The sequence below is a fragment of the Rhizobacter sp. Root404 genome, from assembly GCF_001425865.1.
Taxonomy (GTDB): Bacteria; Pseudomonadota; Gammaproteobacteria; order Burkholderiales; family Burkholderiaceae_C; genus LMDS01.
The window spans coordinates 1180284-1204421 of record NZ_LMDS01000004.1 but is presented as its reverse complement, the minus strand read 5'-3'; the positions used below and the strand labels follow the sequence as shown (position 1 = coordinate 1204421).

Genomic DNA, 24138 nt, shown 5'->3' with positions numbered 1-24138 from the left:
TGCAAGGCCGGGAAAGCGCGCCTAGGAAGAAACAAGTGGCAGCGATTGATGTACTTGAAAGAACCCTTCTGGAAAGCAGTTCAGTTAGGAGACGAAAGGCCGACATCCCTGAGGCCTCTACCAACCCAGGAGATTTCGACTTGAGCAAAACCCTCGTGAACGCTGCATCTACAGCCAGAGACCTGTGCCGGGACGCCTTCGGCAATGGCCGAAGTGGTCAGGATGAGCGCTCGCTGCGATATGTCGCGCTGGCCATCGAACAGCTCGAAGGCTTGTTGGGCGTATTGGAGAACCGCAGCGACACCGTTAAGTCCATCGCGCTGGAGAACCTTACTCGGTCGCTACGGACCGACACTCATCCAGCGTATCGCGCATTTCCCAAGTTCGACCCGGCTTTGCTGGAAGCAGCAAACGACAGATGGAAATCATGCGATTTGCCGGACGTGCTGCCTGTCGTCGCTGAGTCGGTGATGCCACCGACCTTAAAGGCTGCTCTTGCGGCACGAAAATCAGGCGAACCGGTGATGGTTTCGATGCCCCTTGACGAGGCGCGCGCCATGTTCGCCGGTTGATCCGCGAGCCAACGCATCGCAAGCTCGCATTAAAGGAACGCCCGGCGTTGAAAACGGCAACCCGGCCTGATCGCTTTGCCGCCTGGAGTGTCAGTCCAGATGCCAAGCATCGGGAAGGCTAGGGCCTGAGAACCGCCAGCAATTCTTTGACTATCCCGCGAGCGTTACTACTGGCACTCAAGCTGCGCCTCACATCGAGGGTGTGCATCTCCCAGCCCCGGTAGAGCTCGCGAGTCTCGATGTCGTCGTGGTTCGAAATGAGCACAGTTGCGCCTCGCTCCACGGCGAGGCGCGCGCAAGCGACGAGTGCCTTATGTTCCGAAGCGCCGAACCCTCCCACCACGTAGCCAGTGAACGTTGGTCGGCTCGTCGAGAAGTAGGGTGGGTCGCAGTAAACCGCGTCGCCGAATCCGGACTGTTCCAGCGTTCCAGCGAAACCGCCACTGAGGACTTGACATCGTGCAAGTCTTGCAGATGCGGCCTCGAGAGCTTCGAAGGGGAAACGCGGCAATACCTTTGGCCACGCGTAAGGGACGTTGAACGCGCCGCCCGCGTTCACGCGGAACAGGCCATTGAAGCCGAACTTGTTGAGGTATATGAAGCGAACGGCCCGCTCGAACCGGTCCTGTTCTCGATTGAACTCATCGCGTATTCGCAGATACGACCCTTTGCTCCAGTTCTCTTTGATGAAGTACCGCTGAGAGGCTGAGATGAATTCAGCGGGCCTGTTTTGCAGTGCCGCCCATACGGCAACCAGGTCAGCGTTGGCATCGGACAAGAGGTACCGGTCGTAGTCTGCCGCCAGGAACACAGAACCTGCTCCAACGAACGGCTCGACCAGGCGACCGCGGAGGGGGAGGAGCGGCAGGAGTTGAGGGAGGAGACGAGACTTGCCTCCGGCCCACTTGAGGAATGGTTTGCAGGCTTGTTGCTGTGGATGAAAGTACATCCACAGTGTTGAGAGGCCACTTAAATGGCCGTGGTCGAGCGGCCTTTACCGATCTCCGTAAATCGAAACTACTTAAGCTCGACGACACCGCCTAAGGGGCAAGGAGCGCTACGAGCCCGGTTGAAGGATTTTCGCGAATGTGGCGATATATGCGGAGCGAATGGCTGACGTCCAGGCGAGCACGCTATCAACCGAATTCGGCGGAGTGGCGTCAAATTCAGCGAAGTAATTGTCGTGCTCGCACCAACGTGAAAAGCGTTCGAAGTCGCTCCGACATTTCGCGCTGAGCCGAAGCCGAGCGCATCCTTGGGCTGCTAGAGCGCCGATACCGGTTGAGAAGTCGCTTGAAGTTGCGCTGACATCGTTGGCCGTCTTCGCCGCCGCGCAGATCAGCAGGGCCCCCGCCGTAAAGGCGATGTCGAAAGCGGTTCGAGAAGGGTTCGCCAACAATGGCGATCGGTCGGACTGAATTAGCTTGGCTTCAAGAACTCTCTCGTCGCAATGCGCGAGTACAGCCACAAGTCGATCCCTTTCGCGCGTCATCATCCGTGCTCCCTTTGTTAAATCGCCTCGATCGCAGTTTTCAGTCCAGGTCTGGTTTGCCTTGGCCGCAGGGAGGGCGTGCGTCTACAGGGTCGTGGTTCGAAAGCGTTCCGACAAATAGCAGCGAAACACCAGATGCTGAATCGGCGTAGGCGTCGACTTGATCTCGGTAAATAGGGCCTCGAGCCAGCGGTCCGGACCTAGTTCGCTTGCAATCCCTCCGTTGGCGACAAGCCAGGCCTCGAAGTCCAACCGCACGGCACTGGCTTGGACAAGCCGACTGAATTTTCCCAGCCCGAGTGCTCGGAGCGCTCTTCGATAGGCGTCTTTCTCAACCCACGCCGATGCCCATGTACGTTGCATCGCGGACGCGGCGGCACGGCAGATCGATTTACTTAGGGCTAGCCCGAACAGGGGACGCGTCTGAAGCCCGGCATCCGCACGGCATACCTCCGCTGAAGGCGGCCTTAAATCGTTCCAACGCTGACCCGCGAAGGGAACCTGGCTGTCAAAGAGCAGGAGCTCGTGCGCTTCGCAGGTGGTCATGCCCGGGAGCTGATGGGATCGATGCCAAAAGCCGCCGCCAAGCTTGCGGGTCTCGATTTCCATGCAGCGTGGGCAAAACCTCAAAGTGCGTGGATGGCCGTACAGCGAAGCAGCCGTCCGAAAGCGCAGGCGCAGCCGAGAGGGGTATGAAATCGCCAACTCCGTGAAATAGGCGGCTCTCTTTGTGCTCTCGTAGGCCAAATAGAAGGGCAGGGTGGTGTGGCGTCGGATGAACGCTGTCCGTGCCATTCGTTCCGGAATGCCGGGGAATGCAACCATTGCCAAGCGTGCCAAGGGACCGGGAAGGCAGGGGTGTGAGAGTCCGTTCGAAACGCCCAGACTGGAATGCGCAAAGCCAGGGCGGTCGAGGTACCCCCAGTTCCGAAGGTGACGTGCTACGACGCTGATGGCCAACTCGTCGGGGTAGGGGGCTGGCGGCCCCCAAGCGTCAGAAAAGGACATCCTCTGTGGCATCGACGACGTAACCCAGGTTGCGCAAAGCCTGCTCTGGCGACTCGTTCCGATGGAGCGCAAGGAAGGTGACTTTTCTCACGTCAGCGTCTTGCAAGGTCGAGAACTGCTGGAGGGACCTCGCATGCTGCAGCGAGTCAGCGGACTTGCTCCGGCGCGGCGCGCGGGGTTTCGTGTCCGCCAGAATGCGAGCGACGTGCTCTGAGGCCGGCTTATGCGGAGCACGCTCGACTGACTCAACTGCCATTCTCTTAGCGGACTCCTCGTCGCCAACCCCGGCAGAGAGCAGTGATTCCACTACCTGCAACGCAAGTGCCGCGTCGTTCCCCATAAAAGCAGTGGGATGCTTGCCGGGCCTCTTGCGCGAAGCGCGGATAGCGGTGCTGGAGGCGAAGCTCTTGATGTACTTCGGGAAGTCGACAGGCTCCGCGTCATAGATTGCCGGGTCTTCCTCGCTTTTGCCATGCTGAATCTGCTTCACCCATGGTGCGATGATTCCCAGGTGTTCTCTTGCGACCTTGTCGAGAAGGGTCAGCGACAGCTCTTCCGAGCCGTCGGCAATCGCCTCCAATTGAGCCATCACGAACAGCTTGACGGCCAAGTCGGCGATGCCTTGAGTGTGGTGATAGAAAGATTTGATGATGCCCTCGTTCACTTCAACGGGCTGACGCGTGTGTTGGAGCCGGAAGAGGACTCGAAGGAATCCCTCCCACTCCTCATCGTCTGGCATGCGGCGGAAGAAGTCGCTTGCTGGCGACACAGCTCTACGGGCAAGACGACCCTCCTGTGACAGAAGCGCCAGGCATGGCCAGGTCCCGATGAACACTATCGGTACCTGCAGTCGGTTGATGAGACTGGTGAGGAATTTCATTGCATCCTCATCCATGGCACCAGTTCCTCGGTAAAGGTGTTGAAGCTCGTCGATAACCAGGACGCCCAAGTTGAGCTTCTGAGACAGAACCTCGATGGCGCGCAGCAGGAGCGGTTCGGTTTCCGGCATCCTGTTTTCGTCGTAGGGCATCGGATGCTTAGTCTTTTTCGCGGCATCCCGCAAGGCCGAGAAAACTTGTTGAGCCAGCGCTTTCCCCGTCGAGTTTTTAGCCGGTTCGATATGGATGGCCAACTGTTGGTAAAGCTGTCCGTGTGCCTTGTGGTGGTACAAATCCTGGCCTAGCGACTTGAGTAGAGCCTTGACGGTGGAGGATTTGCCAACGCCGGGGGTGCCGATGAGCACGGAGCACCAACTTGAGTCCATGAAGTGGGGTGTGCTGGCTGGGCGCGGCTTGTTTGCGACCAACGACTCACACATGGCATTGAACGCAGCGGTCGTTGAGACCTTGAGCGGATTGCGTTGGCGATAGCCCTCGCACATGAGCGACCAGAGAGACCACATCCATTGTTGTTGCTGGGCGGATGGGATGTAGAACTTCATCAAACCCATCAGGTATTGCACGCGCACGTGGTCCGCGTGATCGCGGCGAGTCACGTCGAACGACAGGTCCGTGCTAACAAGGCCAGCCAGCTTGTCGGGGTCAAGCGCGGGGAGGAGGGTAATCAGCGGATTGCCCTCGTAGTCGGCGTTCTCCGCTGGGTAGTAGCTTTCAATATCAATCATTTATTTGCTTTGGTACAGAGATAGGTTGGGCTTCTGACTCGACTCTGGCGGCCAGGCGTTCGAAATGGCTCTTCTTCTTGGTGGGGGCGGTTCGATTCGCTTGAGTGATAGGGGTCACCACTGCCTCAACGGTGGAGGGGGCAGGGGCGAGCGGGCTAGAAATGGCGAGGTGGGGAGACGTGAGGTTCTTCTCCTTCAAGCGCGCATCGTCCTGGCCACGTACGAGTGCGTTCTCGTTTGTTGGAAAATCGGCACGAGCCTGCTTGCGTCGGTCTTCCGCTTGCTTGGCAAACTTCTCCTGCATGGCAGTCAGCTGGTCCAGGCCGCTTTGCAGATCCCTCTGCTTGGTGGCGTTTATGACCTTGCCGTCGTCGATGAGCTTCAGAACCTCACGCCACGTTTTCCCCGCGTACGAGCGTTGATTTACGAAGTTCATATTGAGCCGGCTCAAGACATAGCTGGATGGCGCATAGGCATCGCCTTCGATGAGCCAGACTCTGTCCACCAGCAACGGGTCTGTCACCACATCTACGGTGCGGCGCCCTGACAAGCGCGCTTTGGAGAACTGCTCAGCGACGGCCAGCGGCTTGCACGTGTAGTGCAATCCTTTGACGGTCAGACCGTTTTCCGTTACCGACGCCTTTTCTATTGGGAGCAGGGACAGGCGAACCGCAGTTTCGTCAACCTGCTTAAGGCTGCCGCCACCCTTGCGCACGCTCCACTCAAACATTTCGTGCGGGGCAGTGCTCACTCCATCAGCCACCATCGCCTCGGGCAGTTTGATGCCAAGGCGGGGGGTGTGCATTCGCTTGAGTTCCTCCAGAACCAGAGTGCGGGTGAATTCCTTGAGGGTCATGGCGGCCCTCATATGCCATTTCATGCCATGCTCCGCCTCATACGCCTTGATGGCGGCTCCCGGAGTCCTGAAGCTGAGCTTCACTTGCAAGGTGTGCCAATCGGATTCGACACCCGGTTTCAGGTCGCCACGCCCGCCTGGCATCGTATGAAAGGACACGCCTGTCAACCGAGTGAAGCGCTCGGGCTTGTGGTTGTAGGTTTCGCCTTGGTCTACGTCCAACTGCGCTGGTAGGCCTGCGACATTCCATGGAAGGACCATCGGAGAGACTCCGAGCTGCTCACAGAACACGGTCTTGTCCTCGAAGCAATTGACGATAGCCATGGCTGCGCCATTGAACGAAGCGTTCTCCAGGCTGACAGAGAGGCCCAGGAGTTGACCCGTGTCTTTGCACCTCACTCTAAACACAACTGGCGGTCCGATAAGAGGCGCGTCGGGACCGTCGCCGACGAGCGGGACATTGAAGATGGTTGCGTCTAGTTCGCCAACCCGTCCGGCCGCATATGCCGCCGATATGGCTTGACCGAGCTTTGAGCGGGCACTGGTTTCGAAGGTCTTGGCGCCGTGCTTTGCGACGCGCTTTTGCTTGTAGTCGGTCAGGATGTTCCAGTAGTGTCGGAACTCGCGCAAAGACGGGACACACCATTCCGGCCACTTCGTCGGGGGCCCAAAGGGCTGGGGCGTCGAGAACACCTCCTTGCGCATGTCTTCATACAGCACAGGTAGCGGCGTACCTCGTTCCCTCTTCTTGCGGTCGAAGTACGACGTGAAGACCCGAAGTGTGTTGCCGTCTACTCTGAACAGAGTAGGGTGGATTGGCGCTGCACGCAGCCTCGACTCTCCGTTCTTCTTGGCCGTCGGTCGTTCAAAGGCGGGACGTCCGCGCGCCAGCAGCTGCTGCGCCCGCGATCGCGTTGCTTCGACCGCTTCTGCCATGTTCAACAGGTGAAAGCCTTCGTGTTTGGCGCCCTTGCGTTTCCCACGCTGACGCGCGCGCAGCGCTATTGGGGCCAAGCCGCCTTCAAGCCAGCGCCTCACCGATTTATAAAAGGTCGCTTTGGACAGCGTGGGATGGAGTAGCTTGGTCTCCTGCCAGAGAAGACCTCGTCCCTTCGCCGTCAAGAGCGACTCCGTGGAAGAGAACACATTTTTTAGGCGAGCATGGGTGTCGTCTCCATGCTTCTGCTGCGTTTCTGTGCCGTAGTCAGGTGTGAAAACATCGGTTTGCGCGTTGAAACCGGACTCTGGGGAGGCGGGCGCTACGTAAATTGTCCACTTGCCGGATTCGATTAGCTCGTCGTAGTGGCGACGGCTGACAAAGAGGTTCCATGCCTTCGGTTCCCCAATAGGCATGAGACTGACGCGCGATGGGTCACTGTAGATAACACGGAGCAGCCGCTGTGAGGCCGCCTCGTGCAAGAGCATTCCTATTGATGAGTTCACGCTACTAGTCCGATGTCTTGCGGTGCCTGATTGCTCCGGGTTGCCTCGGCGATGTCGCAAACGAGCTGTTGACCGAGAAGCACAGAGGAGTAGTCGGCCTTCAATTTGTGCCTGCGAATCAGATTGAGGGCTACGGAGGTCGCCGTGCCGGCAGGCCAGTGGCGCTGTTCGTTCAGCTTGGTACAGAAGTCGAACAGCTTGGACTGCACTGATCGACACGCCAGAACCTGTGTCAGGACTTCGGTCGCAATGGTTTCGAACGAGCCCTCATACCCGAGCGGTTCCGGCTGCAAGTGACGGTCGCGATGCATGTAAAGCATGTCGACGTTCGACAGCAGCGTTCGTGGGAACGAGGATTCGGTCAGGAACGCCCACGAGATGCCGCGTCGAGCGTAGTAGAGGCGCTCAATCTCGGCGTGCTCCATGTCGTTGTGGTCGGAGAACGCGTGCGCAGTTTTTACGGACCGAGCCAGGCGCTTTACCGAACCGTCGGGCAGCCGAACCCGGATGAGGAAGTCGGTGCTCATGACGACATCAACTCGGCTCTCACTGTCCCGCGGGTGCTCGATGCCCAGACCACGCGCAATCTCGCGCGTTTCATCCCGGTCGAGCGGGCTCTGTTCTTCGATGCCGAGAACGTCTTTCTTTGCGATGTAGACAAGCCAAGCGCTTCGCTCGAGGGCAGAGAAGGTGTGAATCTCCCGCCCGTTGGCCCCTTGAAGGCTGTCCAAGGTCTGTTTGCCGTAAGACGAGAAGTCGCCACGCTGTACCCACGGCTTCCAGGTGGGGCCCTCGCCCGTGCCTCGTCCTTCAAGCCGCCATTGGTGGTACTTTTTCTCGGTGAAAGGATAGGTGCGGGCCATGAATACGCTTTTTGCTCGGAGGATTGATCTGGAGTAGAAAGATCGTTTTTAGCCTCGTGCGCAAAAAGGCGGCGCGGCAGATCCCGCTGCTTTGAACAGTGAACTTGCTATCGAATATGGACACATCTGGCCATATATACCCACATGTGTCCATATAGTCAAGGGTGTTGCGAGCTTGGCTAACATCTGGCTCGTGAGAACCATCTGGGAAGAGCGAGCCGCGGAAGAGTTGAAGGCATTGCTCCGTGACGCGGGCATGTCCTACGCACAATTGGCTGAAGCGTTAAACACCGAGGGTGTAAGTGCCGGCAGCCTTACTAAAAAGCTTTACCGAGGCGCTTTTACCCATGCGTTTTTTCTCGAATGCAGGGAAGTCGTTCGGCGCCAGTCAGAAAACGGGGTGGTGCGCCCCGGCCGTTCCTAGTTCGAAGTTCGGCCATCGAGATACGACAAGGGCGCATCACGGAGACGTCGCATGGCTACGACCTCAAAATCCGGTCAGGTGACCCTCACTCGAACATAGGACATCCGCCGACGAACACGCGGAACCGGTCCTTACTGCATCAGGCTACATTGGGGCGGCACGGATCTCGCGCCCGCATGCGCTTGCCCCGAGCTTTGCATCTGACGTTCGTTGACTATTGCGTACTCGAGCACTGGGGACGCAACTCCGCAGAGTAGTGCGTTCATCGCAGAGTAAGACATCACGTCTAGGTGCAGCGAACTGGATTCGAGGTTTGAGGCGACCCGGTTTGACAGTTGACTCACGTGTGCGAGTTCGAACGCGGATGGGCGCAGGCGATAGGCCTTTATCGCTTGCCCGACAGGAGCACCTGCATCCGTGACAGTAGCCTATAGGGATACATAGGAAGTCGATTCGGTAGCTTGAAAGCTTCCGACAGACGAACCGTTGCGACGTTGGCGAGCTGCTGCTGCGCTCAAGCTGCTCAACGGGCTCCCGGTAGCGCGGTTGTTGTTAAGCGCGTCACTCGCTTCTCAACGCAGGCAAGTGCAGTGCTCCTTTACCTAGCTTCGTTTGTCGCCGTCGAACCGGAAGGCGGACTGTGCGGACGCCATGGTGAGCAGTTGTGCCATGGAGTTTGCACCCATCTTGAAGTAGATGGACTTGAGTTGCGCACGCACAGTCGCTAGAGCGACGCCCCGCTTGTCGGCCGCTGCAGCAGGAGAAAAGCCGCTTGCAAGCAGTGCAACCAGCTCGGCCTCCGCACTGCTGAGTCCGAATAGTTGGCGCAGGTCGACTGTGGCCGGCGCACTGAAGCCCTTGGTGACAAGGAGCAGGGCCACATCGTCGCGAACGCCGTTGAAATGTGACGGCGCCCGGTGGACCGGAACCACCCGCAGTTGTATGCGGCGCGTGAGGGCCTCCTCTGGATTCAGTGTCAGTACGCGCGCCTGGCGCAACGGGCCCGTGGCGTCTCTGATGATTCGGCTGAGCACGGCATCGAGGTCGGCCGGAGAAGCGTACAGATGGTCGTTGCGGATGCGCAGAGCACCACTGTCGCACAGCAGCGCGAGCGCCGACCGGTTGGCGCGAAGAACTTTTTGGCGCTGGTCCACCACAAGTGCGCCAGCCGTCAAAGATTCAAACAGCTCGGCACTCCCGAGCAGACCAGGCACGGTGCCACGAAGTTCGCTGCTGAGCCGTGCGACACGGCCGAAGTGTGGCCGCAGCCGTTCGTAAAGTGTTTGCGTGCTGGAGTCGAAAGGGGGCGCATCCTGGGGTCGCTGCACACTGAAGATGGCCGAGCCGGTGCGACCCTCGTAGACCTTGCCGCCGCGAAACCAGCGCATGCCGGCTCGCAAAGCGAAGTCGTTCACGTATTCGCGCTGACTCGTCCGATCTGGGTCGAACTCATCGTCATTGGCAAACCATTCGCCAACCCTGGACGCAATGATTGGGCGCTTAGCCGGATCGAAGGCTTGATAGTGCCCTACGAACGCAAGTAGCGTCGACTCGTCGTGACCATGCGAAGCTAACGCCGCCACATCGCCGAACTCGTCCGTCTGGATGTAGTTCGCGGTGCTGGCCTGAAACAATGCCGCGGCTTGCGCCACGGCTGCGCCAAGGGTGCTTGGATCGGCCAGTACGCCATACAGCCGATCCACGCAACGCTCGAACACCTCGTCTGACTCTGTCGACATTCTTTTGATGCTCATCCAAGACGGTTATCAGACGCGATCCGGCAACTGCACGCATCCCTAACACTCGGGGGTTTGACGTGAACAGTTGACAGTTCTCCGGGAGGTGAATCCCGGTCGTATAGCGTGCGTCGGGCGCTTCGTCCGCGTTCTCGAACGATGTGGCTGAGTCCCGAGCCTGCTTGCGAGCGTGCTTTGGGTGCGATCCTGGAACTAGGGGGCTCGCATACCCAATTTGGATGACGGTGGACCCTCTTAAAAGCACCACACTGGCAAGAACGACCACTAGAGGTAAGCCATGTTCAACGATGTGACACGACGCGCCGTTCGAGGCCAAGCAATCTCGTTTGCAGTTCTCGTCTTGGCCCTTTCGGGTTGCGGAGGCGGAGGCGAGAGCAGCACCAGTTCGCCGGAGTCGGTGGACTCGATGAAGCGCGCGTTGTCTGCCTCGCCTGCGGCACCCATGACGCGCTATGTAGTGCGCAATGTCACTTTGCCACCGGATAGTTTGCAAGGCCTGTCGGCGTTCGTCTATCAAGGCTACGGCAGAGTAATTAACTCTAACGGGGATCTGGCAGGGGCCGCGCCCTCAAGCACCTACTGCAATGATACGCCGTTTAAGTATGTAATGGCGACTGAGTCCAGCGTGTTTCTGCAGTATCCAACCGGTGGGGACCCAGGCGCGTGTCTTTACGCTACCAACATAAATGACCGAGGGCAGATTTACGGTTTTTCCTCGAGCTTTTACACGCAACGGTTTTTCGTCGCGCGACCGGATATGTCCACGCAAATACTTCCTGATGCCGTTGCCAATGCGCCCTTTTTTAATAGGAACGGCACTTACAGCGCTGGCGTGTATGGCGCGGGAGACCTGTTCGCTGTGGCGTATGCCGTTGGTGGCACAGGAGGCGCGGAAAATGTTTTTGGCGTTGCTCTCGGAAGCGGTTTCTCATTGCTCTTGGATATCCCGAATCAGTCCGGTCAGCTGTCGGTTACAGGACCGTTTGGAGAGGACGCGTTCATCGGCCGTGGGCCGGTTGTGCCCGGGGGCGTAGAAGCGGACTGGCTGCGTCTGGGACTGGACGGCTCCCGCGTCGCGATCCGTTCGGGTGCGGATGGCTTCTCTCCTGGGAAAGTAGGCTCCGACGGCAACGTTGTGGCGAATCGGGCAACATTTTCGTCGACCAATACAGGCGTCACTTTGCAGACGGTTGACTTGCTACTGTGGCATGAGGGATTGCCGGAAATCATTATTCCGGCGCCCAGTTTCAGTATCACACCTAGTAGCAACGAGCGCTTTCGCGGTGTTCAGACTACCGTCGCGCAGTCGAGCGAGCAAGGTGGCAATTATATTATTGCCAAAAGTCAGTACAGCTCCGGGTTCGGCGACAACCAAGGAATCACTACCACCTCGTTTTTCTCGCGTCATCTAGGAGCCATCGATTTGATTGGCGCACTCGCGATGAGTTCTACGGTCGGAATCTCAAACGCTGGCGTTGTGGTGGGGACAAATGCTTCATACGCTCCAGTCGTTTGGATGCCAGGACAGACGGCTCTGACGCCGATAAACGATCTGCTGGTTAGTCCTCCTGCGGGCTTCAATGTCAACTACATATATGGAATAGGGGCGTCCGGCCACATCGTTGCTCAATCCTCGGCCGGGCTCGTGATACTCGTCCCTGAAAACCTGGCGGGCCCGCCGGCGTCGGCGCCTGTTGTTGGCGGCATCATCAGCAGCACCGATCCGAGCCCGGTCGCCGCGGGCAGCGCTGTCAGCCTGTCGGCATCGTTCACTGATGCAAACGTCGCCGACACCCACACCGCCGTATTCCGGTGGAACGACGGCACGACAAGCAATGCCACTGTGGTCGAAGCGCCAATCAACGGGCGCGTGGAGGGCAAGGCCACGGCGAGCCACTCCTACGCGGCCGCGGGCATCTACTCCGTCAGCTTGGAAGTCAGCGATGGCAGCCACACCACGACCGTCACCCGCGACATCGTGGTGTACGACCCGACCGCCGGGTTCGTGACCGGCAGCGGCACCATCCTGTCGCCGGCAGGCGCGTATAGGGCCGACCAGCAACTGGCCGGCCCCGCCGAGTTCGCACTGGTGTCCATGTACAAAAAGGGCGCCAAGGTGCCGACGGGCGAGACGTCGTTCACCTTCCGCGCCGCAGGGATGACCTTCACCGCCACTGCTTACGACTGGCTCGTCGTCGCCGGCACGAAGGCCACCTACAAAGGCGTCGGCACCCTGAACGGGCAGCCAGGCTTCAAGTTCCAGCTGGCAGCCACGGACAACGGCAAGACGGGCGATGCCCTGCGCATGAAGATTTGGCACTACGACAGTGGCACCCAGGCCGATGTCGTCGACTACGACAACCAGAGTGGCTACAGCGGCGCCGGCCAGGAAGGGACTGTGTTGTTGAGCGGACAGGTCGTGGTACACAAGTAATGCTATGGCGTACCTGTGATCCTGTCCGGGAGCCGCGCTGCGCGAAGGGAGTTCAGTAGGCAATAGAGACCGCATCGTCAAGCGCACGGTCGGCAAAAAGAAGGTGCCGTTCACGATGAGCCTGAATACCTATGTCTCCATCGTCTGAGGGCCGCCAGATGAGGAACGTCGCCGTCGCCCTTTCGCCCGCCTCGGACTTCGGCATCACGCTCGCCGACTCCCTGCGGCAGATCATTGAGAACAACATACGTGCGGTGGTCTACATCGAGATTCAGAACGCCGACAAGTCGGTCGTCGACCACGGCAGCGGTTTCATGGTGCCCCGGACGGCTACGTGTGACGGCCGCGCACCTCAAGGTCGATCAGACGCAATCCGCCCGGGCGGTCATCGGCCAGCGCCAAGGCACGAGCTACAAGCTTGAGTTCCGGGAGGCGGACGAAGCAACCGACGTGGCTCTGTGGAGATTGCCGCAGTCGAGCGTGTGCCGCAGCTCGGTTGTCATGACCACGGCGCCCGTCGAAGTGACCGATCGGGTCATCGCGCTCGGTTTTCCGCAACAGGATGGGATCACTCCGTCGAGTATCGCGATCAGCAACGTGGGCGGCGCGCGAGGCTTCGTCAAGGCCGACGGACGCCTGCGCCCCGGCAACAGGGGCGCGCCGACGACGACGACCTCGCGCCCATCGCGCCGGCGTTGGCGCTGATCAGGAAGTACGGAGTGAGGGCCGGCATCGACACACCCGTGCCGTTCGACGACGCCTGTTACGCCTCTTGTCGCTCGCCAACACACGGCCTTGAAGAGCTGAACGGCCTAAGTCCCGTGGGGAGCGAAGAACACCGGCTGGTCGCAGGGCGGACAGTCGCAGGCGACCAAGCGCAACGGCCTGAAGGCCGCCGAACTCGCCAACATCCCTGGATCGATCATCGCGCTCGACCGCGGCGAGGGCGACTCGTCGAAAGACATGTGGGAAAACTAGAAGAAGGACGTTTTCGGTAAGGTGGAGTACCAGTACTTCTGCGAGGGGACACTCAGAACCGGCCCGATCCACAAGGTCGTCGGCATGCGGGCTGTGGAACTGAGGGTAGGTTCCGTCGGGGTGCGTTAGATCGCCTCCTGGGCGTTGCCACCGTTCGGATTACTTCGGAGGGACGTAGGGCGGGTACTCGTACTTCTTGCCGTAACAGGGCCAAGCCTCCTCGGAGATCGCCCGCACCAGTTCGTTGGCCGGCTTATGTCGTACGGCTGGCGACGCCTTCAGGAAGGCGCGTACGACATCTGAGACCTGGGCGCCAGTCACGCCGGACGGGACATAGCACGAGCGCATGGTGGCGTAGGTATCGAACACGCCCAACACATACGCCGTAGCGTGGGCGGGCGCCTTGTCGTACATGTCGTGCAACTCGTTGCCCGTAATAAAGCCGGCGTGAACGGCGTTCGAGGCAAGCAGCGCGATTGCTGCCGCAATTTGGTTCTTGATCATTGATTCCACGTCAAAGTTCGTGTGCAATGCTAGCCGTAGCCGAGGCACCAATTGCACGGTGTCGATTGAGAGAGGTCCGGTTCCAAGCATTAGCGCTCAGCCACGTGCGCCGCTTCGAGGACTAAGCGCACACTTCCGGCCTACCTGCACCCTTGCACCCCTGAGCGCGAACGTTGGAGGGCTCCGGCGCGCGCCCGAGCATCGGTACGCTGCCTCACCCCTTGAGCGACGAAACCTGGCCGGCTTTCGGTTTGGGGCGCGATCCGTTTCGTGGTCAGCATACCCAATCTGGGTGAAGCCAGCGCCTGCCAAAAAGCTCACACTGAGCCGACTGCGATACCGAAGGCAAGCCATGGTTAAGCGCCGTAAGTTTCTAGCTTGGAGCGGGGCCTCTGCAGCGACCCTTTTCGCCGGTTGCGGCGATGGATCGGGCGATTCCGGCGGGGGTGGCGGCGGCACGACGGTCAATCCTTTTGCCACGGGTTGGACGCAGATGCCGGCTGCTGTCTACAACGCTCTGCCGCAGGTGAGTGGCAACGATTTGTCCCCTGTCGGCGTAGCTTCGTACGACATGAGCGACTCAACACTTTTGAGCGCCATGGGGTTTCCGACCGAGCTGCCCACGCCTGGTAATCAGGGCCAGCAAGGCTCATGCACTGCATGGGCAGTCGGCTACTCGACCGCAACCACTGTCCTTCTATATGCTGGAACATCGCTACCCGCGCCAATCAGCCCGGCCGATCTCTTTACGAAAGCCAGGGCGCGATCGCAAACAAACTGCGACTCCGGCAGTCTTGTGAGCTATGCGATGGACGCTTTGGTCCAGGAAGGTGTGACGACAATAGATGTCGTGCCGTATTCAGACAAACAATGCGGTGGTGTGGCGACCGCACAGCTGTACAACTTAGACGGCTATTCGCGCATCTCGTCGTCGGATGTCATGGCGCTCAGAGGTTCCATCGCATCGAATCAGCCGGTGGCGTTCGGCATGCAGGTTCCCGAGTCCATCTTTAATCTCAATCCGGCGAACACCCAGCTTGTCCCCAACGGCTCCGGTGGTGGCCATGCTATGTGTCTGGTGGGCTTTGACGACGCACGCCGTCTATTCAAGATTCAGAACTCATGGGGTACGCAGTGGGGAGCATCAGGGCGATGCTTCATTTCATACGACGACTTCACACGATACGCGTCGGATGTTTGCTTGCCCTGGAAGCGCAATCCCAGGAACAACGGCATCCTTGGTGCCAACACATCGAACACAAGCGCCACCGTCGTCGCCCAGCACATCAGTGGACTGCGTTATGGAGTGAACGGCGTGTACGGTGTTGGCGTTGAAATGGGATGGTCTGAACCCCTCGGTCTTTCCGCAGGCACGATCAACGTGACTGACGCGAACAACAACTATCTCTTCACGCAGAATTTCACGATTTCGCAAGTTGCCCGCGGAATTCGCTTCGGCACACAGATTCCGGCCGCGGTCACTGGGTTTGCCCGCGTGTGGGCTACGGTAACTGGTGTGGACGCGGCGGGTCGATCGGTCTCGATTGGAGCACTGACACAGCCGCCGACTCGGTGAAATCCGCGGGGCACGCTTGACGGCCCCAAGTGGGGGTACCAATGTCGAGGGTGGCACTGGTGCTGGCAAACCTAAGCGTTCGTTGCGTCACGTCGGCTTTGAAGGCCCTCGGAGTGCGTGCGACTGAGTCTTCCTCATGCTGCTACTGTCATCACGTTGGACCAGTGCCCTCACTTCTCGTGGTTGTTCAGTTTTTCGGGGTCCGCTCACTCCGACCTCTAAGCGCGCCGGCGCCATCCCGCCGGCCGGCCGGATCTTCCGACCGCGAAGCCCTTTCACTAAGGCGGAGCGCAGCTCACCTCGGCGTCGGAAGTCGACACCACAATGTGGCGCCGGCTTTGTCCAACACGCGCGGCGCATCGCTGTGCGAAGTCCGTTCGCCTTCCTAGCTCAATCGACATGGCCGCAAGCTCTTCGTATGATCGCTAGCAGGTGAAGAAATCAACAGGCGGGCGGGACCGGTATGGGTCCTGGGGTGACTCTAACGGTTTCGATCAGCCGTCCGTAGAACCGCCGTACAAGTTAGTCTGCAGCACAGCGGACGGCCGGGAAACCCGGATCAGACCCGCTCCAGTCATTGAAGGCTTTCAGTAGCACGCCGCATTGCTGCCAAGCGCCTCAGTCATGCGAGCCTGGCCTTGCCAAAAGGGACTCTGGATGGGCCAACCGTTCCAGGAACGTCATACTTGCTGTGAGGCGGTTGAATTCTCAACCGCGGAGACACCGATGCCCGACGCCGCCCTGCTGAAACCGCTGTGCGAAGACCTGGCGCTCGCGCTGCGCGCGGCCGCTCATCACGGTCTAAGCGAAGGCGTGTGCAACCATTTCAGCGTGGCGCTGCCCGACGACAGCCGCAGGTTCCTGATCAACCCGCGCGGGTTGCACTGGAGCGAGATCGGCCCAAACGACATTGTGCTGATCGATGAACATGGCACCGTGCTGCAGGGCCGCCACCGCGTCGAGCCTACGGCCATGTTCATCCATGCCGCAGCGCACCGCATCAACGGCCAGGCGGTGGTGCTGCACACCCACATGCCCTATGCCACCGCGCTAACGCTGACCAGCGACCGAGCGCTCGACACCTGTTCGAGCCAGGGCGCAATGCGCTTTCATGGTCGCATCGGCATCGATGCCGACTACAACGGCCTCGCGTTGGACTTGGTCGAAGGCGAGCGCATCGCGCGGTCGATGCAGGGCAAGGACGTGGCCTTCCTCGGCAACCACGGCGTCATCGTCTGCGGCGCGACCGTGGCGCATGCCTATGACGACCTGTACTACCTGGAGCGCGTGTGCATGCACCAGNCGTGGCCTTCCTCGGCAACCACGGCGTCATCGTCTGCGGCGCGACCGTGGCGCATGCCTATGACGACCTGTACTACCTGGAGCGCGTGTGCATGCACCAAGTGCTGGCGATGAGCACCGGCCGCCCACTCGCGCGGGTCAACGAGAAATTGTCCGCGCATGTGGCCCGGCAGATCCAAGGTGAGCGCGAGCAGTCTGACCTCTACTTCGAGGCGCTGCGGCGGATGCTGCCGGCGCCGCGGTGAAACTCGCTGTCGGGCTCGCCTACTAGGCATGAGTTTAGTGCCATCGACGCCTTGACTTCGGCACCACCTCGGTGGCCGAGGCGCAGGTTCGTCGCCGCCTGCCGTTCGTCAGCACGCGCAGGCAAAATTTCCGAGCGCACCATGAAGGACAGCAACTGGCGACATGTGACGCCAGAATTTGGACGTGACAGACCACAATCAGTCTTAAGCCGCTTTTCGGCTCTTGAGATTAATGGCGCTATCCGACTGAAACAAAACCTACTTTAGAAAGCCCCCTGTTGAGAGCGAGTTGCCAAGCGACCGGCGATGCGCCCTCAACGTCGAAATTTCTGCCGCGCATTTCCGGAGCAGGGTCACCTCCGAGGATCGCCACTGCCGTTGAACCACGTTCGTACAGGTGACGATGCCCCAAACGTCGCCTTGCCCGCCGTACGACGCGGATAGCAGCGCGCGAATGTTGTACGGGACCAGCATCGTCTCCTTCACACCCGACAACGCAGGGTCGGCAAAAGTATCACTGCACACATAGCAACCGTCTCGAGCTATCGCGCCCAAGAATCCCCCGTCCGACTCCGGAAAAGCGGCCGTGCCAGCCGTCGCGACACCCTTCACCCCGTCGTAGGCAGCAACACTGCGCATTACCCGCTCACCGACCCGACCGGATACGCTCCAGAAGGTGACATGCACACAATTCAGCGCCTTGTGGATGTACTCGGCCACCTTGCACGCTGCCTCCAGATCCGTCAGACGCCCTGCGTCAACCTCGTGAGCGAGGTCGCGCATCAATACATGGCAATTCGGTGATGCAGCCACGAGTTCTCCGTTGTTTGCAGACATTTTCTCCCACTCAGGTACATGCGCCCGGCGGGCTGCGCGTTTTTTCCGGTGTCCGCAGAAATGCGGCACCCATAACGAAATGAACGGAGAAGCCGCGCCATTTCCGCGGACCACTCAACCTTACCTGGGGTAAGTTCGGATAAGTGAAGGCGCTGGCTCAATGGGCACGCCTGGCCGACCACCCAATCGCGATCGATCTCCCACCCCCGCCGACTCTGAAGGCACTCGATGAGCTCTACAGTAGGTACGGTACAGATCCTATTTCTCGCCCTGGCCCTGGTCATGGTCGGATTAGGCCTTTCGCTAGAGATCGAGGACTTTCGTCGGATTGGACGGGACCGGCGCCAAGTGGCGGTGGGCATGGCATTGCAATTCCTGACAATGCCGGCGCTGGCATTCGCAATCGTTTATGCCTTCGAGGTCTCGCCTCACTACGCCGTAGGCCTTTTCCTGTTGGCTGCTGCGCCTGGCAGCATCTCGGCGAGCGTCTATAGCCGTATTTTTGGCGGCAATGTGGCGCTTAACATGTCGCTGACAAGCATCAACACGTTGCTCAGTATGGTGACCCTTCCGCTCATTTGTGGGTGGGCTCAAGGACACTACCTGCATGGGGGTGCGGACGCCGTCTCGCCTGTCGGCAAGCTGGCGGAAGCCATGGTCACCCTGACAGTTCCGGCCGCCGTGGGCATGATGATCCGGGCGAAGGCGCCTGCGTTCGCCGCCCGCGCTGATAAACCAATGCGCATCATCAGTTTGCTCGTGCTCGTCGCTTTTTCTGCGGGCGCGATCTTCAAGGAATGGACTTCGCTGCTGACAGGGTTCGCTGAGGTAGGAGGCCCGGTCATTGCCTTCAACATGGCCGCGCTGGGCGTGGGATATGCGCTGGCCCGAACCGCGCTTGTCCGCGCGAGCGCCCTCGCAGTCGCTTTTGAATTGGGCGTGCGCAGCGCAGTCCTGTCCATCTACTTGGCCATCACGACGCTGCACGACAGCCGCATTGCTCTACCCGCCGCCGTTTACTCCATCACGATGGTGGTCTTCGGGATGACATTCGGCGCGCTGATGAAGCAACGCGGGAGGAAGGCCGTTAGCAATCTGTCGGCGCCGGCCAACGCGTAGGGCTGTCCTTACTTCTATCGGCCAAAGGGGAAGCCGTCAGCCGCTAACGCGGCTGCTCACGTCAGAAACAGCCTGTCTTCTTGTGTCAATTCGTTTGATTGCTTTTCTCGCCTCTTTTTAGACTGTTCCCACCTCGGTGATCGAGGCGAGGTGGCTATGCAAGGCGAAAGCATCTTCAGTTCGACATTCGATGCCGGGTCTCCCCTGGCGACGACGAAACCCGTCAATCTCGACGCGGCGATGCGACTCAGCCTTTTGCGGTCGCAGCTCGATGCGATTTACGGTCACATGACGAAGGCAGCGTTCATCTCCACGCTGTTTGCGTTGGCGCTGATGGTGTATCTCACGCCGATTTTCGGTCCCGTGATCGCCTATTCCTGGCTGGCTGCAAAGGCCGTCGTCGCGGCCGGGCGCTTCGCTCTGGCGCAAGCCTACCGCGGCGATACGTTGAAGACGAAACCGATGTTGGCCGACAAGCTGGTTGTCGCCTCCTTGGCGCTCGACGGCGCGATCTGGGGCTTTCCCGGTGTGTGGGGTTCCAACGGCAGCAGCGAGGTAGTCTGCCTGCTCGTGGCCTGCCTTAGCAGTGTCGCAATTCTGGCGACATTCGGCCTTCAGGTGAGGCAGCGGGCCACCGCCGCCTACGTCGTCCCGATGTTGGTGCCCATGACGATCGCACTGGCCTTGCGCGGTGACGCGCTGGGATTCTTCGGTGCCATCGGCGCGATTCTCGTGCTGACACAGGCGCTGGTGACCGGACATGCATCCGAGCAACGCCTCAGGCGAGAGTTTTTAGCTCACTCTCGCATGGCGCTGGCGCTGCGGGAACGCTCGATCGCGCTTAACGAAGCTTCAGCATCGCGTTCTGAGCTGGAGGAAGCGATGACGCAATTGAGGCGTCAGAGCGCGGTCAAGTCGCTTTTTCTGGGGACGATGAGCCACGAGCTGCGTACCCCTTTGCACGGCATCCTGGGGATGGTCGAACTTCTCGAGAAAACCACGACGGCCCCTGCTGATCGGCATCGGCTGGGCCTCATTCGTGCGTCGGGCTCGCACCTGCTCGAACTGATCGGCGCCGTGCTGGACTTGTCCAAAATCGATTCCGGTCGACTACAACTGCAAGACCGCCCATTCGATCTCGCCGCCGAACTCAGAGGCCTGCGCGACCTGTACGAGGTTCGTTGCCAGGGCAAGAGGATCGGGTTCGAAGCCGTCCTTGACCTTCCCGAGAGCCTGTGGGTCCGAGGCGACGCCGCCCGCACGCGACAAGTGCTTCACAACCTGCTCGGCAACGCTGTGAAGTTCACCGAGCGGGGACTCGTGAGGCTGCGTGTCCGACCGTACCGCGGAATGCTGAAGTTCGAGATCGCGGATACGGGTCCCGGCATTTCGCCAAAGGAACTGCCCAACATCTTCGAGGCGTTCCGCCAAGTCGATGGGGCCGCGTCGCGCCCAAGCGAAGGCGCAGGACTCGGACTCGCGATTGCCAAGGAGATCGCACAGGCCATGGGCGGAGATATCGTGGCGCACAGCGTCAAGGGTGTCGGTTCCAGGTTCACGTTCACGACCCGGCTTGACGCCCTGCCTCCAGAGGCCATTCCGGCGCCCGCGATCGTGGAGAACTCGGCGCCGCCTACCTTCCGGCAGGGCTTCAAGGTCTTGCTGGTCGAAGACAACGATGTCAACGTCCTGATCGCCAGTGCTCATCTCAATGCGCTTGGCGTGGCGGTGGAAGTCGTGGGTGACGGCCTGCAGGCGATCAGCGCGGCGTTCATTGAGCCCAGGCCGGACGTCATCCTGATGGATCGACGGATGCCGGTGATGGACGGCACGGCGGCGGCACGAGAGATTCGTGCGCTGGAAAAGCGATCGGGGCTCGAACCGGTTCCCATCATCGCCCTGACCGCGATGTCGGGCGACGACGATCGACAAGAGTGCCGCGACGCCGGGATGAACGCGTTCCTCAGCAAGCCGTTTACTTCCGACGAATTGCTGGCCGCGATCCAATCGGCCACCCGGTCAGGCGCCCGCCATCCGATGCAAGACCACCCGCTCTATGACTTTGCGATGACGCTAGGCGACATGGAGCCGGATCTGTTCGGCGGGGTAACGGTGCACTGACGGGAAAATGCACAGGTCGGGGTGAACTGTGCCAACCATGAAGTTCAGCATGGGATGGTTCTCGGCGCGCCACGTCTGGTCGCAGGAGCCGATGTCCAGTGCCAGCACCCGATGCGGCAGATTGCCCGCGTGACCCAGCGGCACGGTCTTCTTGTCGTCGAAGATGTCGCGTGCGCCCATGCGTTCGTACGCCCGAATGAGCGCGGGCTTGCGCACGCCGATCATGAGCCAACGGGCCTGCGTGGCCATGCAATAGAGGTACGCAGCCTTCCAAAGGGCCAGGCGGACAAAGGGATCAGCGCCAAGAATCGAAGACAGCCGCGTGATCTCGGCTCGTCCGTGAAGCTCCAGTTCCGGAGGCGGAACGACGTATTTTTCGATCTCCAACTTGGTGCCGCCACGCGTCGTGGACTGCACGCGCATCGTGCCCACCGCCTGACCGGTTGCCTTGTCCTCGCACAGGAATATTGCCGTCGACGGTGATGCGTCAACAGCGTCCGGCTTGGCCATGGAGTCACGGTAGGCGGGAACTTTGTGGCCATAAGCCTCCGCTCTGACGGAGCACGCGACCAGCAGATCGGCGTAGTTCACAACGGGACGCAGGGTGAAAGAAAGTTGTTCGCTCGGCACGAGTACACAGACGAAAGTGAAGACTGAAGGCTAGAAACGTTTCCCGATCGTGTCAAATAGTAACGATTCGGACGGTCGGACCTGATGTTCCGTACCAACGGCAGACGCGGTAAACAATGACTTGATGGAATGGGCGAGGCGCGCCAGCCCGACGGATACGGAGGGCAGTCGCCTTGCAGCGGTTGCGGTCGCTCGTCGCCGGGCTTGATGCCCGGAAACCGCCACCCAGTAGCCTTCCGCCCGTCGTCGATCCACCCTCCCATGTACGCTGAAGGGTGCATTGCGGAAATGCAGACACCTAGGGACCGTTGCCGGCGGTCGCTCGAACGACCGTAGTTTCGCGAACGACCGCAAGTTCAATTGGTGAACTGGTGCTCCCGACCCTGAGCAGCCCCCTGCCTCTCCGGATTGGTCGCCCGATAGCCGCCGTTCAAGATGCAGGGCTGCCAGAACCAGGCTCGGTGTCCGCGAAATCGATAGCAGCCAAACTCAGAGGTCCCAGTGTTCTTCGACTTGGTAGAGAGGCTTACCTGCCATTAGCAACTTGATCGCTTTTATATGCGCTAAATAGTCAGCCTCAGAGAACGTAGTCCATCGCGGGTTGCTCCTTTGCGCCGCAATAAACGCCAAACGCGCCTCTCTAAGCGTTGCACGGTTTTTTGAAAGGAAACGGCGGAGGCCTTTGAACAGCTCAAAGTCCAACGGAGGATGAAGCAAGGCCACGCGCGGATCTTGGTGATGGCCACCGCAGACGAGCACCGTTTTCAAATAAATGTTGACTAGCTTCTGGGCACGGCCAAACGAGAAATCAGCAATATTCAAGCGCGCAGCCTCGGCTTCGATCTTCTTCATGAAGCTCATCTGCCATGCATCGACGTCTTGGCCGATGTGCTCTGGCCCGATTACCTCGTCTAGGTCACTTGCCTCTATCAACTTGAATGCCAAAGAGTTACCACCGCCAGACAACCCCCGACCATACGCAGCGGCGGCGCACCACTTGGCGTAGACGTGCTTGTGATGCACGATGGAATACTGAGTTGCAGGTGACGGCATGTCGCTTTTTGGTTCATTGAAGTAAGCATGCTAGTCGATCGGCAGATCGCCTAGCTGCCCACAGATGCCCACATGCCTACCCCCGGACCGGACATTCGCAGCTGACCGGTAGTGGCCGTGACCTGCAACACATGCATGGACCGCTCCCGACCCTGAACCAACATCCGCGGCCCTGAACTCGCCGTCCCGAAGCGGCCGTTGAGATCCGTGCGGGGACTGCCCCCCGCAGCAGGGGGCACAACGACCTTCCGCTGCGGACGGCGCGCGTCACTTGGCGTCGACGCTTGCTAACGGGCTCAGCGCGTCGCGCAGCGCGACGCACGCGGCCGGCCACGTCGGGTCTGCCGGATTGAGCGCCGTGCGCAGGTAGGCCCAGGTCAGCTCCGCCACCGCCTCCACGCGCGCCGGGCTTTCGTCGGTCGTCTCTGCCGCGTCGTAGCCGGAGATCCCGCCGAGGATGTGCTCGCCCCCGAACACAGTGAGCAGGTGTTTGGGGCCGGGGCTCAGGGTGTATGCGCCGGCCCGGTACGCCGCCTGGTCGGAGAACATCGGGTTGACGTCCCGATCGCCGACGACGACGAGGGCGGGTGCGGTCATCGCTGAGAAGTCGAGCGTGCGCAGGACCGGATAGCGGTCCCGCGCGGCCCCGGTCAGATACGTCGGGTTGCCCGGCCCGGCGATGATGACGCCGGCGACGATCCGAGGGTCGCGCAGTTCGACCACCTGACCGTCGGCGTCGGTAACTCGCTGGCCGAGCAGCATGCCTGCCGTCATGCCGCCGAGCGAATGCCCGGCCACGGCGACCCGGGCCCGATCCACCCGCCCGCGCAGCCCCGGGACTGCCTCCTCGATAGCATCGAGCGCATCCAGGAGGCGCGTCATGTCCTCGGCGCGAGAGCGCCAGAACAGCGCTCCTTCGGGTCCGTTCGGGTCGACGACGCCGCGCAGGGTGGCCGACGACAGGTGTGTTGGCTGAATGACGACGAAGCCGCGGGCTGCCCAGTAGTTAGCGAGCGGCCCGTACCCGTTCAGCGACGACAGGTTGTTCGACGAGCCGTGTCCGTGGGAGAGCAGCACGATCGGGAGATCGCGACCGGTCACCGGCGCAGACACGCGCACCTGCAGTGCGACGGCGCGGCCCGGCGCGGGCAGGACGATCGGGCCGACGGAGACGACGGGCACCGGCTCGACGGACGGGATGACACTCACGGGCGAGATGGGCGTAGGCATGAGACGGTTCTCCTGAGGTTGGGATCGGTTGGCTCGCACTGCCGATCGGCGGTGCGCTCATCAAACACGT

At 60.4% G+C, this 24138-nt stretch carries 19 protein-coding genes and 2 pseudogenes; 9 read left to right on the top strand and 12 right to left on the bottom strand.

The features are described 5' to 3' along the window. Positions 1 to 140 precede the first annotated feature (140 nt). Entirely contained in the window at positions 141 to 572 is a 432-nt protein-coding gene (locus tag ASC76_RS25205) for a hypothetical protein (protein WP_157615477.1), read from the top strand. 118 nt (positions 573 to 690) lie between these two features. Here the strand turns inward: ASC76_RS25205 and ASC76_RS10210 are convergent, their stop codons facing one another. The 6 genes from ASC76_RS10210 to ASC76_RS10195 all read right to left on the bottom strand — a co-directional run bounded on the left by ASC76_RS10210 (position 691) and on the right by ASC76_RS10195 (position 7858). Continuing rightward, the gene (locus ASC76_RS10210; protein WP_056465182.1) at positions 691 to 1521 is read right to left on the bottom strand and encodes a Dam family site-specific DNA-(adenine-N6)-methyltransferase; all 831 of its coding nucleotides are present in this window, start codon (positions 1519 to 1521) and stop codon (positions 691 to 693) included. Between the two features lie 108 nt (positions 1522 to 1629). Beyond that, the gene (locus ASC76_RS25200; protein ID WP_157615475.1) at positions 1630 to 2067 is read right to left on the bottom strand and encodes a hypothetical protein; all 438 of its coding nucleotides are present in this window, start codon (positions 2065 to 2067) and stop codon (positions 1630 to 1632) included. Between the two features lie 81 nt (positions 2068 to 2148). After that, positions 2149 to 3072, bottom strand: a complete 924-nt coding sequence (locus ASC76_RS24425) for a TniQ family protein (RefSeq protein ID WP_235580405.1) — start codon at positions 3070 to 3072, stop codon at positions 2149 to 2151. Then, positions 3059 to 4696, bottom strand: a complete 1638-nt coding sequence (locus tag ASC76_RS10205) for an ATP-binding protein (RefSeq protein WP_056465181.1) — start codon at positions 4694 to 4696, stop codon at positions 3059 to 3061. Before ASC76_RS10205 ends, ASC76_RS24425 begins: the two co-directional genes overlap by 14 nt. Next, on the bottom strand, positions 4689 to 6971 hold the full coding sequence (locus tag ASC76_RS10200) for a Mu transposase C-terminal domain-containing protein (RefSeq protein ID WP_162247090.1): 2283 nt from the start codon (positions 6969 to 6971) through the stop codon (positions 4689 to 4691). Before ASC76_RS10200 ends, ASC76_RS10205 begins: the two co-directional genes overlap by 8 nt. Positions 6972 to 6991: 20 nt before the next feature. After that, positions 6992 to 7858, bottom strand: coding sequence for a TnsA endonuclease N-terminal domain-containing protein (locus ASC76_RS10195; RefSeq protein ID WP_056465179.1), 867 nt, complete (start codon positions 7856 to 7858; stop codon positions 6992 to 6994). Positions 7859 to 8051: 193 nt separating this feature from the next. On the opposite strand from ASC76_RS10195, the gene ASC76_RS25710 reads away from it, so the two are divergent. After that, positions 8052 to 8282 (top strand): DUF6471 domain-containing protein, encoded by a 231-nt coding sequence (locus tag ASC76_RS25710; protein WP_162247089.1) that lies wholly within the window; start codon positions 8052 to 8054, stop codon positions 8280 to 8282. 602 nt (positions 8283 to 8884) lie between these two features. Here the strand turns inward: ASC76_RS25710 and ASC76_RS10190 are convergent. Continuing rightward, positions 8885 to 10036 carry a LuxR C-terminal-related transcriptional regulator gene (locus ASC76_RS10190; protein WP_082548973.1) on the bottom strand — a complete coding sequence of 384 codons (1152 nt, stop codon included), beginning with the start codon at positions 10034 to 10036 and terminating at the stop codon, positions 8885 to 8887. A gap of 409 nt (positions 10037 to 10445) precedes the next feature. Here ASC76_RS10190 and ASC76_RS25195 point away from each other — a divergent pair, with 409 nt between their 5' ends. Beyond that, entirely contained in the window at positions 10446 to 12473 is a 2028-nt protein-coding gene (locus tag ASC76_RS25195) for a PKD domain-containing protein (protein ID WP_162247088.1), read from the top strand. A 336-nt stretch (positions 12474 to 12809) separates the two neighbouring features. Beyond that, positions 12810 to 13178, top strand: coding sequence for a trypsin-like peptidase domain-containing protein (locus ASC76_RS10175; protein ID WP_056465175.1), 369 nt, complete (start codon positions 12810 to 12812; stop codon positions 13176 to 13178). A 432-nt stretch (positions 13179 to 13610) separates the two neighbouring features. On the opposite strand, the gene ASC76_RS10170 is transcribed toward ASC76_RS10175, so the two are convergent. Further along, entirely contained in the window at positions 13611 to 13955 is a 345-nt protein-coding gene (locus ASC76_RS10170; protein ID WP_157615466.1) for a Rap1a/Tai family immunity protein, read from the bottom strand. Between the two features lie 352 nt (positions 13956 to 14307). Here ASC76_RS10170 and ASC76_RS24420 point away from each other — a divergent pair, with 352 nt between their 5' ends. The 3 genes and pseudogenes from ASC76_RS24420 to ASC76_RS26545 form a co-directional block, all read left to right on the top strand. After that, positions 14308 to 15531, top strand: a complete 1224-nt coding sequence (locus tag ASC76_RS24420; protein ID WP_082548971.1) for a C1 family peptidase — start codon at positions 14308 to 14310, stop codon at positions 15529 to 15531. Positions 15532 to 16257: 726 nt separating this feature from the next. After that, a pseudogene (locus tag ASC76_RS10165) lies at positions 16258 to 16833 on the top strand (aldolase); the annotation flags it as partial. Between the two features lie 2 nt (positions 16834 to 16835). After that, positions 16836 to 16886: pseudogene (locus ASC76_RS26545) on the top strand (hypothetical protein); the annotation flags it as partial. Between the two features lie 450 nt (positions 16887 to 17336). Here the strand turns inward: ASC76_RS26545 and ASC76_RS10160 are convergent. After that, on the bottom strand, positions 17337 to 17915 hold the full coding sequence (locus ASC76_RS10160) for a GAF domain-containing protein (RefSeq protein WP_082548970.1): 579 nt from the start codon (positions 17913 to 17915) through the stop codon (positions 17337 to 17339). 228 nt (positions 17916 to 18143) lie between these two features. Between ASC76_RS10160 and ASC76_RS10155 the strand changes: the two genes are divergently transcribed. Further along, complete coding sequence (locus ASC76_RS10155) at positions 18144 to 19034, top strand: bile acid:sodium symporter family protein (RefSeq protein ID WP_056465172.1); 891 nt, start codon at positions 18144 to 18146, stop codon at positions 19032 to 19034. A gap of 156 nt (positions 19035 to 19190) precedes the next feature. After that, on the top strand, positions 19191 to 21155 hold the full coding sequence (locus ASC76_RS10150; RefSeq protein ID WP_056465171.1) for an ATP-binding protein: 1965 nt from the start codon (positions 19191 to 19193) through the stop codon (positions 21153 to 21155). Here the strand turns inward: ASC76_RS10150 and ASC76_RS10145 are convergent. From ASC76_RS10145 to ASC76_RS10135, 3 genes are all read right to left on the bottom strand, one after another. Beyond that, complete coding sequence (locus ASC76_RS10145) at positions 21108 to 21665, bottom strand: hypothetical protein (RefSeq protein ID WP_235580403.1); 558 nt, start codon at positions 21663 to 21665, stop codon at positions 21108 to 21110. The genes ASC76_RS10150 and ASC76_RS10145 overlap by 48 nt on opposite strands. A 609-nt stretch (positions 21666 to 22274) precedes the next feature. Continuing rightward, positions 22275 to 22838 carry a hypothetical protein gene (locus tag ASC76_RS10140; RefSeq protein ID WP_056465169.1) on the bottom strand — a complete coding sequence of 188 codons (564 nt, stop codon included), beginning with the start codon at positions 22836 to 22838 and terminating at the stop codon, positions 22275 to 22277. Positions 22839 to 23105: 267 nt separating this feature from the next. Then, entirely contained in the window at positions 23106 to 24068 is a 963-nt protein-coding gene (locus ASC76_RS10135; RefSeq protein ID WP_056465168.1) for an alpha/beta fold hydrolase, read from the bottom strand. Positions 24069 to 24138 lie beyond the last annotated feature (70 nt).

Coding starts and splice junctions, on each gene's coding strand:
- ASC76_RS10210 (WP_056465182.1), bottom strand. CDS start 1,521: ATGTACTTTCATCCACAGCAACAAGCCTGCAAACCATTCCTCAAGTGG.
- ASC76_RS25200 (WP_157615475.1), bottom strand. CDS start 2,067: ATGATGACGCGCGAAAGGGATCGACTTGTGGCTGTACTCGCGCATTGC.
- ASC76_RS24425 (WP_235580405.1), bottom strand. CDS start 3,072: ATGTCCTTTTCTGACGCTTGGGGGCCGCCAGCCCCCTACCCCGACGAG.
- ASC76_RS10205 (WP_056465181.1), bottom strand. CDS start 4,696: ATGATTGATATTGAAAGCTACTACCCAGCGGAGAACGCCGACTACGAG.
- ASC76_RS10195 (WP_056465179.1), bottom strand. CDS start 7,858: ATGGCCCGCACCTATCCTTTCACCGAGAAAAAGTACCACCAATGGCGG.
- ASC76_RS10190 (WP_082548973.1), bottom strand. CDS start 10,036: ATGAGCATCAAAAGAATGTCGACAGAGTCAGACGAGGTGTTCGAGCGT.
- ASC76_RS25195 (WP_162247088.1), top strand. CDS start 10,446: ATGAAGCGCGCGTTGTCTGCCTCGCCTGCGGCACCCATGACGCGCTAT.
- ASC76_RS10170 (WP_157615466.1), bottom strand. CDS start 13,955: ATGATCAAGAACCAAATTGCGGCAGCAATCGCGCTGCTTGCCTCGAAC.
- ASC76_RS24420 (WP_082548971.1), top strand. CDS start 14,308: ATGGTTAAGCGCCGTAAGTTTCTAGCTTGGAGCGGGGCCTCTGCAGCG.
- ASC76_RS10160 (WP_082548970.1), bottom strand. CDS start 17,915: ATGTCTGCAAACAACGGAGAACTCGTGGCTGCATCACCGAATTGCCAT.
- ASC76_RS10155 (WP_056465172.1), top strand. CDS start 18,144: ATGAGCTCTACAGTAGGTACGGTACAGATCCTATTTCTCGCCCTGGCC.
- ASC76_RS10150 (WP_056465171.1), top strand. CDS start 19,191: ATGCAAGGCGAAAGCATCTTCAGTTCGACATTCGATGCCGGGTCTCCC.
- ASC76_RS10145 (WP_235580403.1), bottom strand. CDS start 21,665: ATGGCCAAGCCGGACGCTGTTGACGCATCACCGTCGACGGCAATATTC.
- ASC76_RS10140 (WP_056465169.1), bottom strand. CDS start 22,838: ATGCCGTCACCTGCAACTCAGTATTCCATCGTGCATCACAAGCACGTC.
- ASC76_RS10135 (WP_056465168.1), bottom strand. CDS start 24,068: ATGCCTACGCCCATCTCGCCCGTGAGTGTCATCCCGTCCGTCGAGCCG.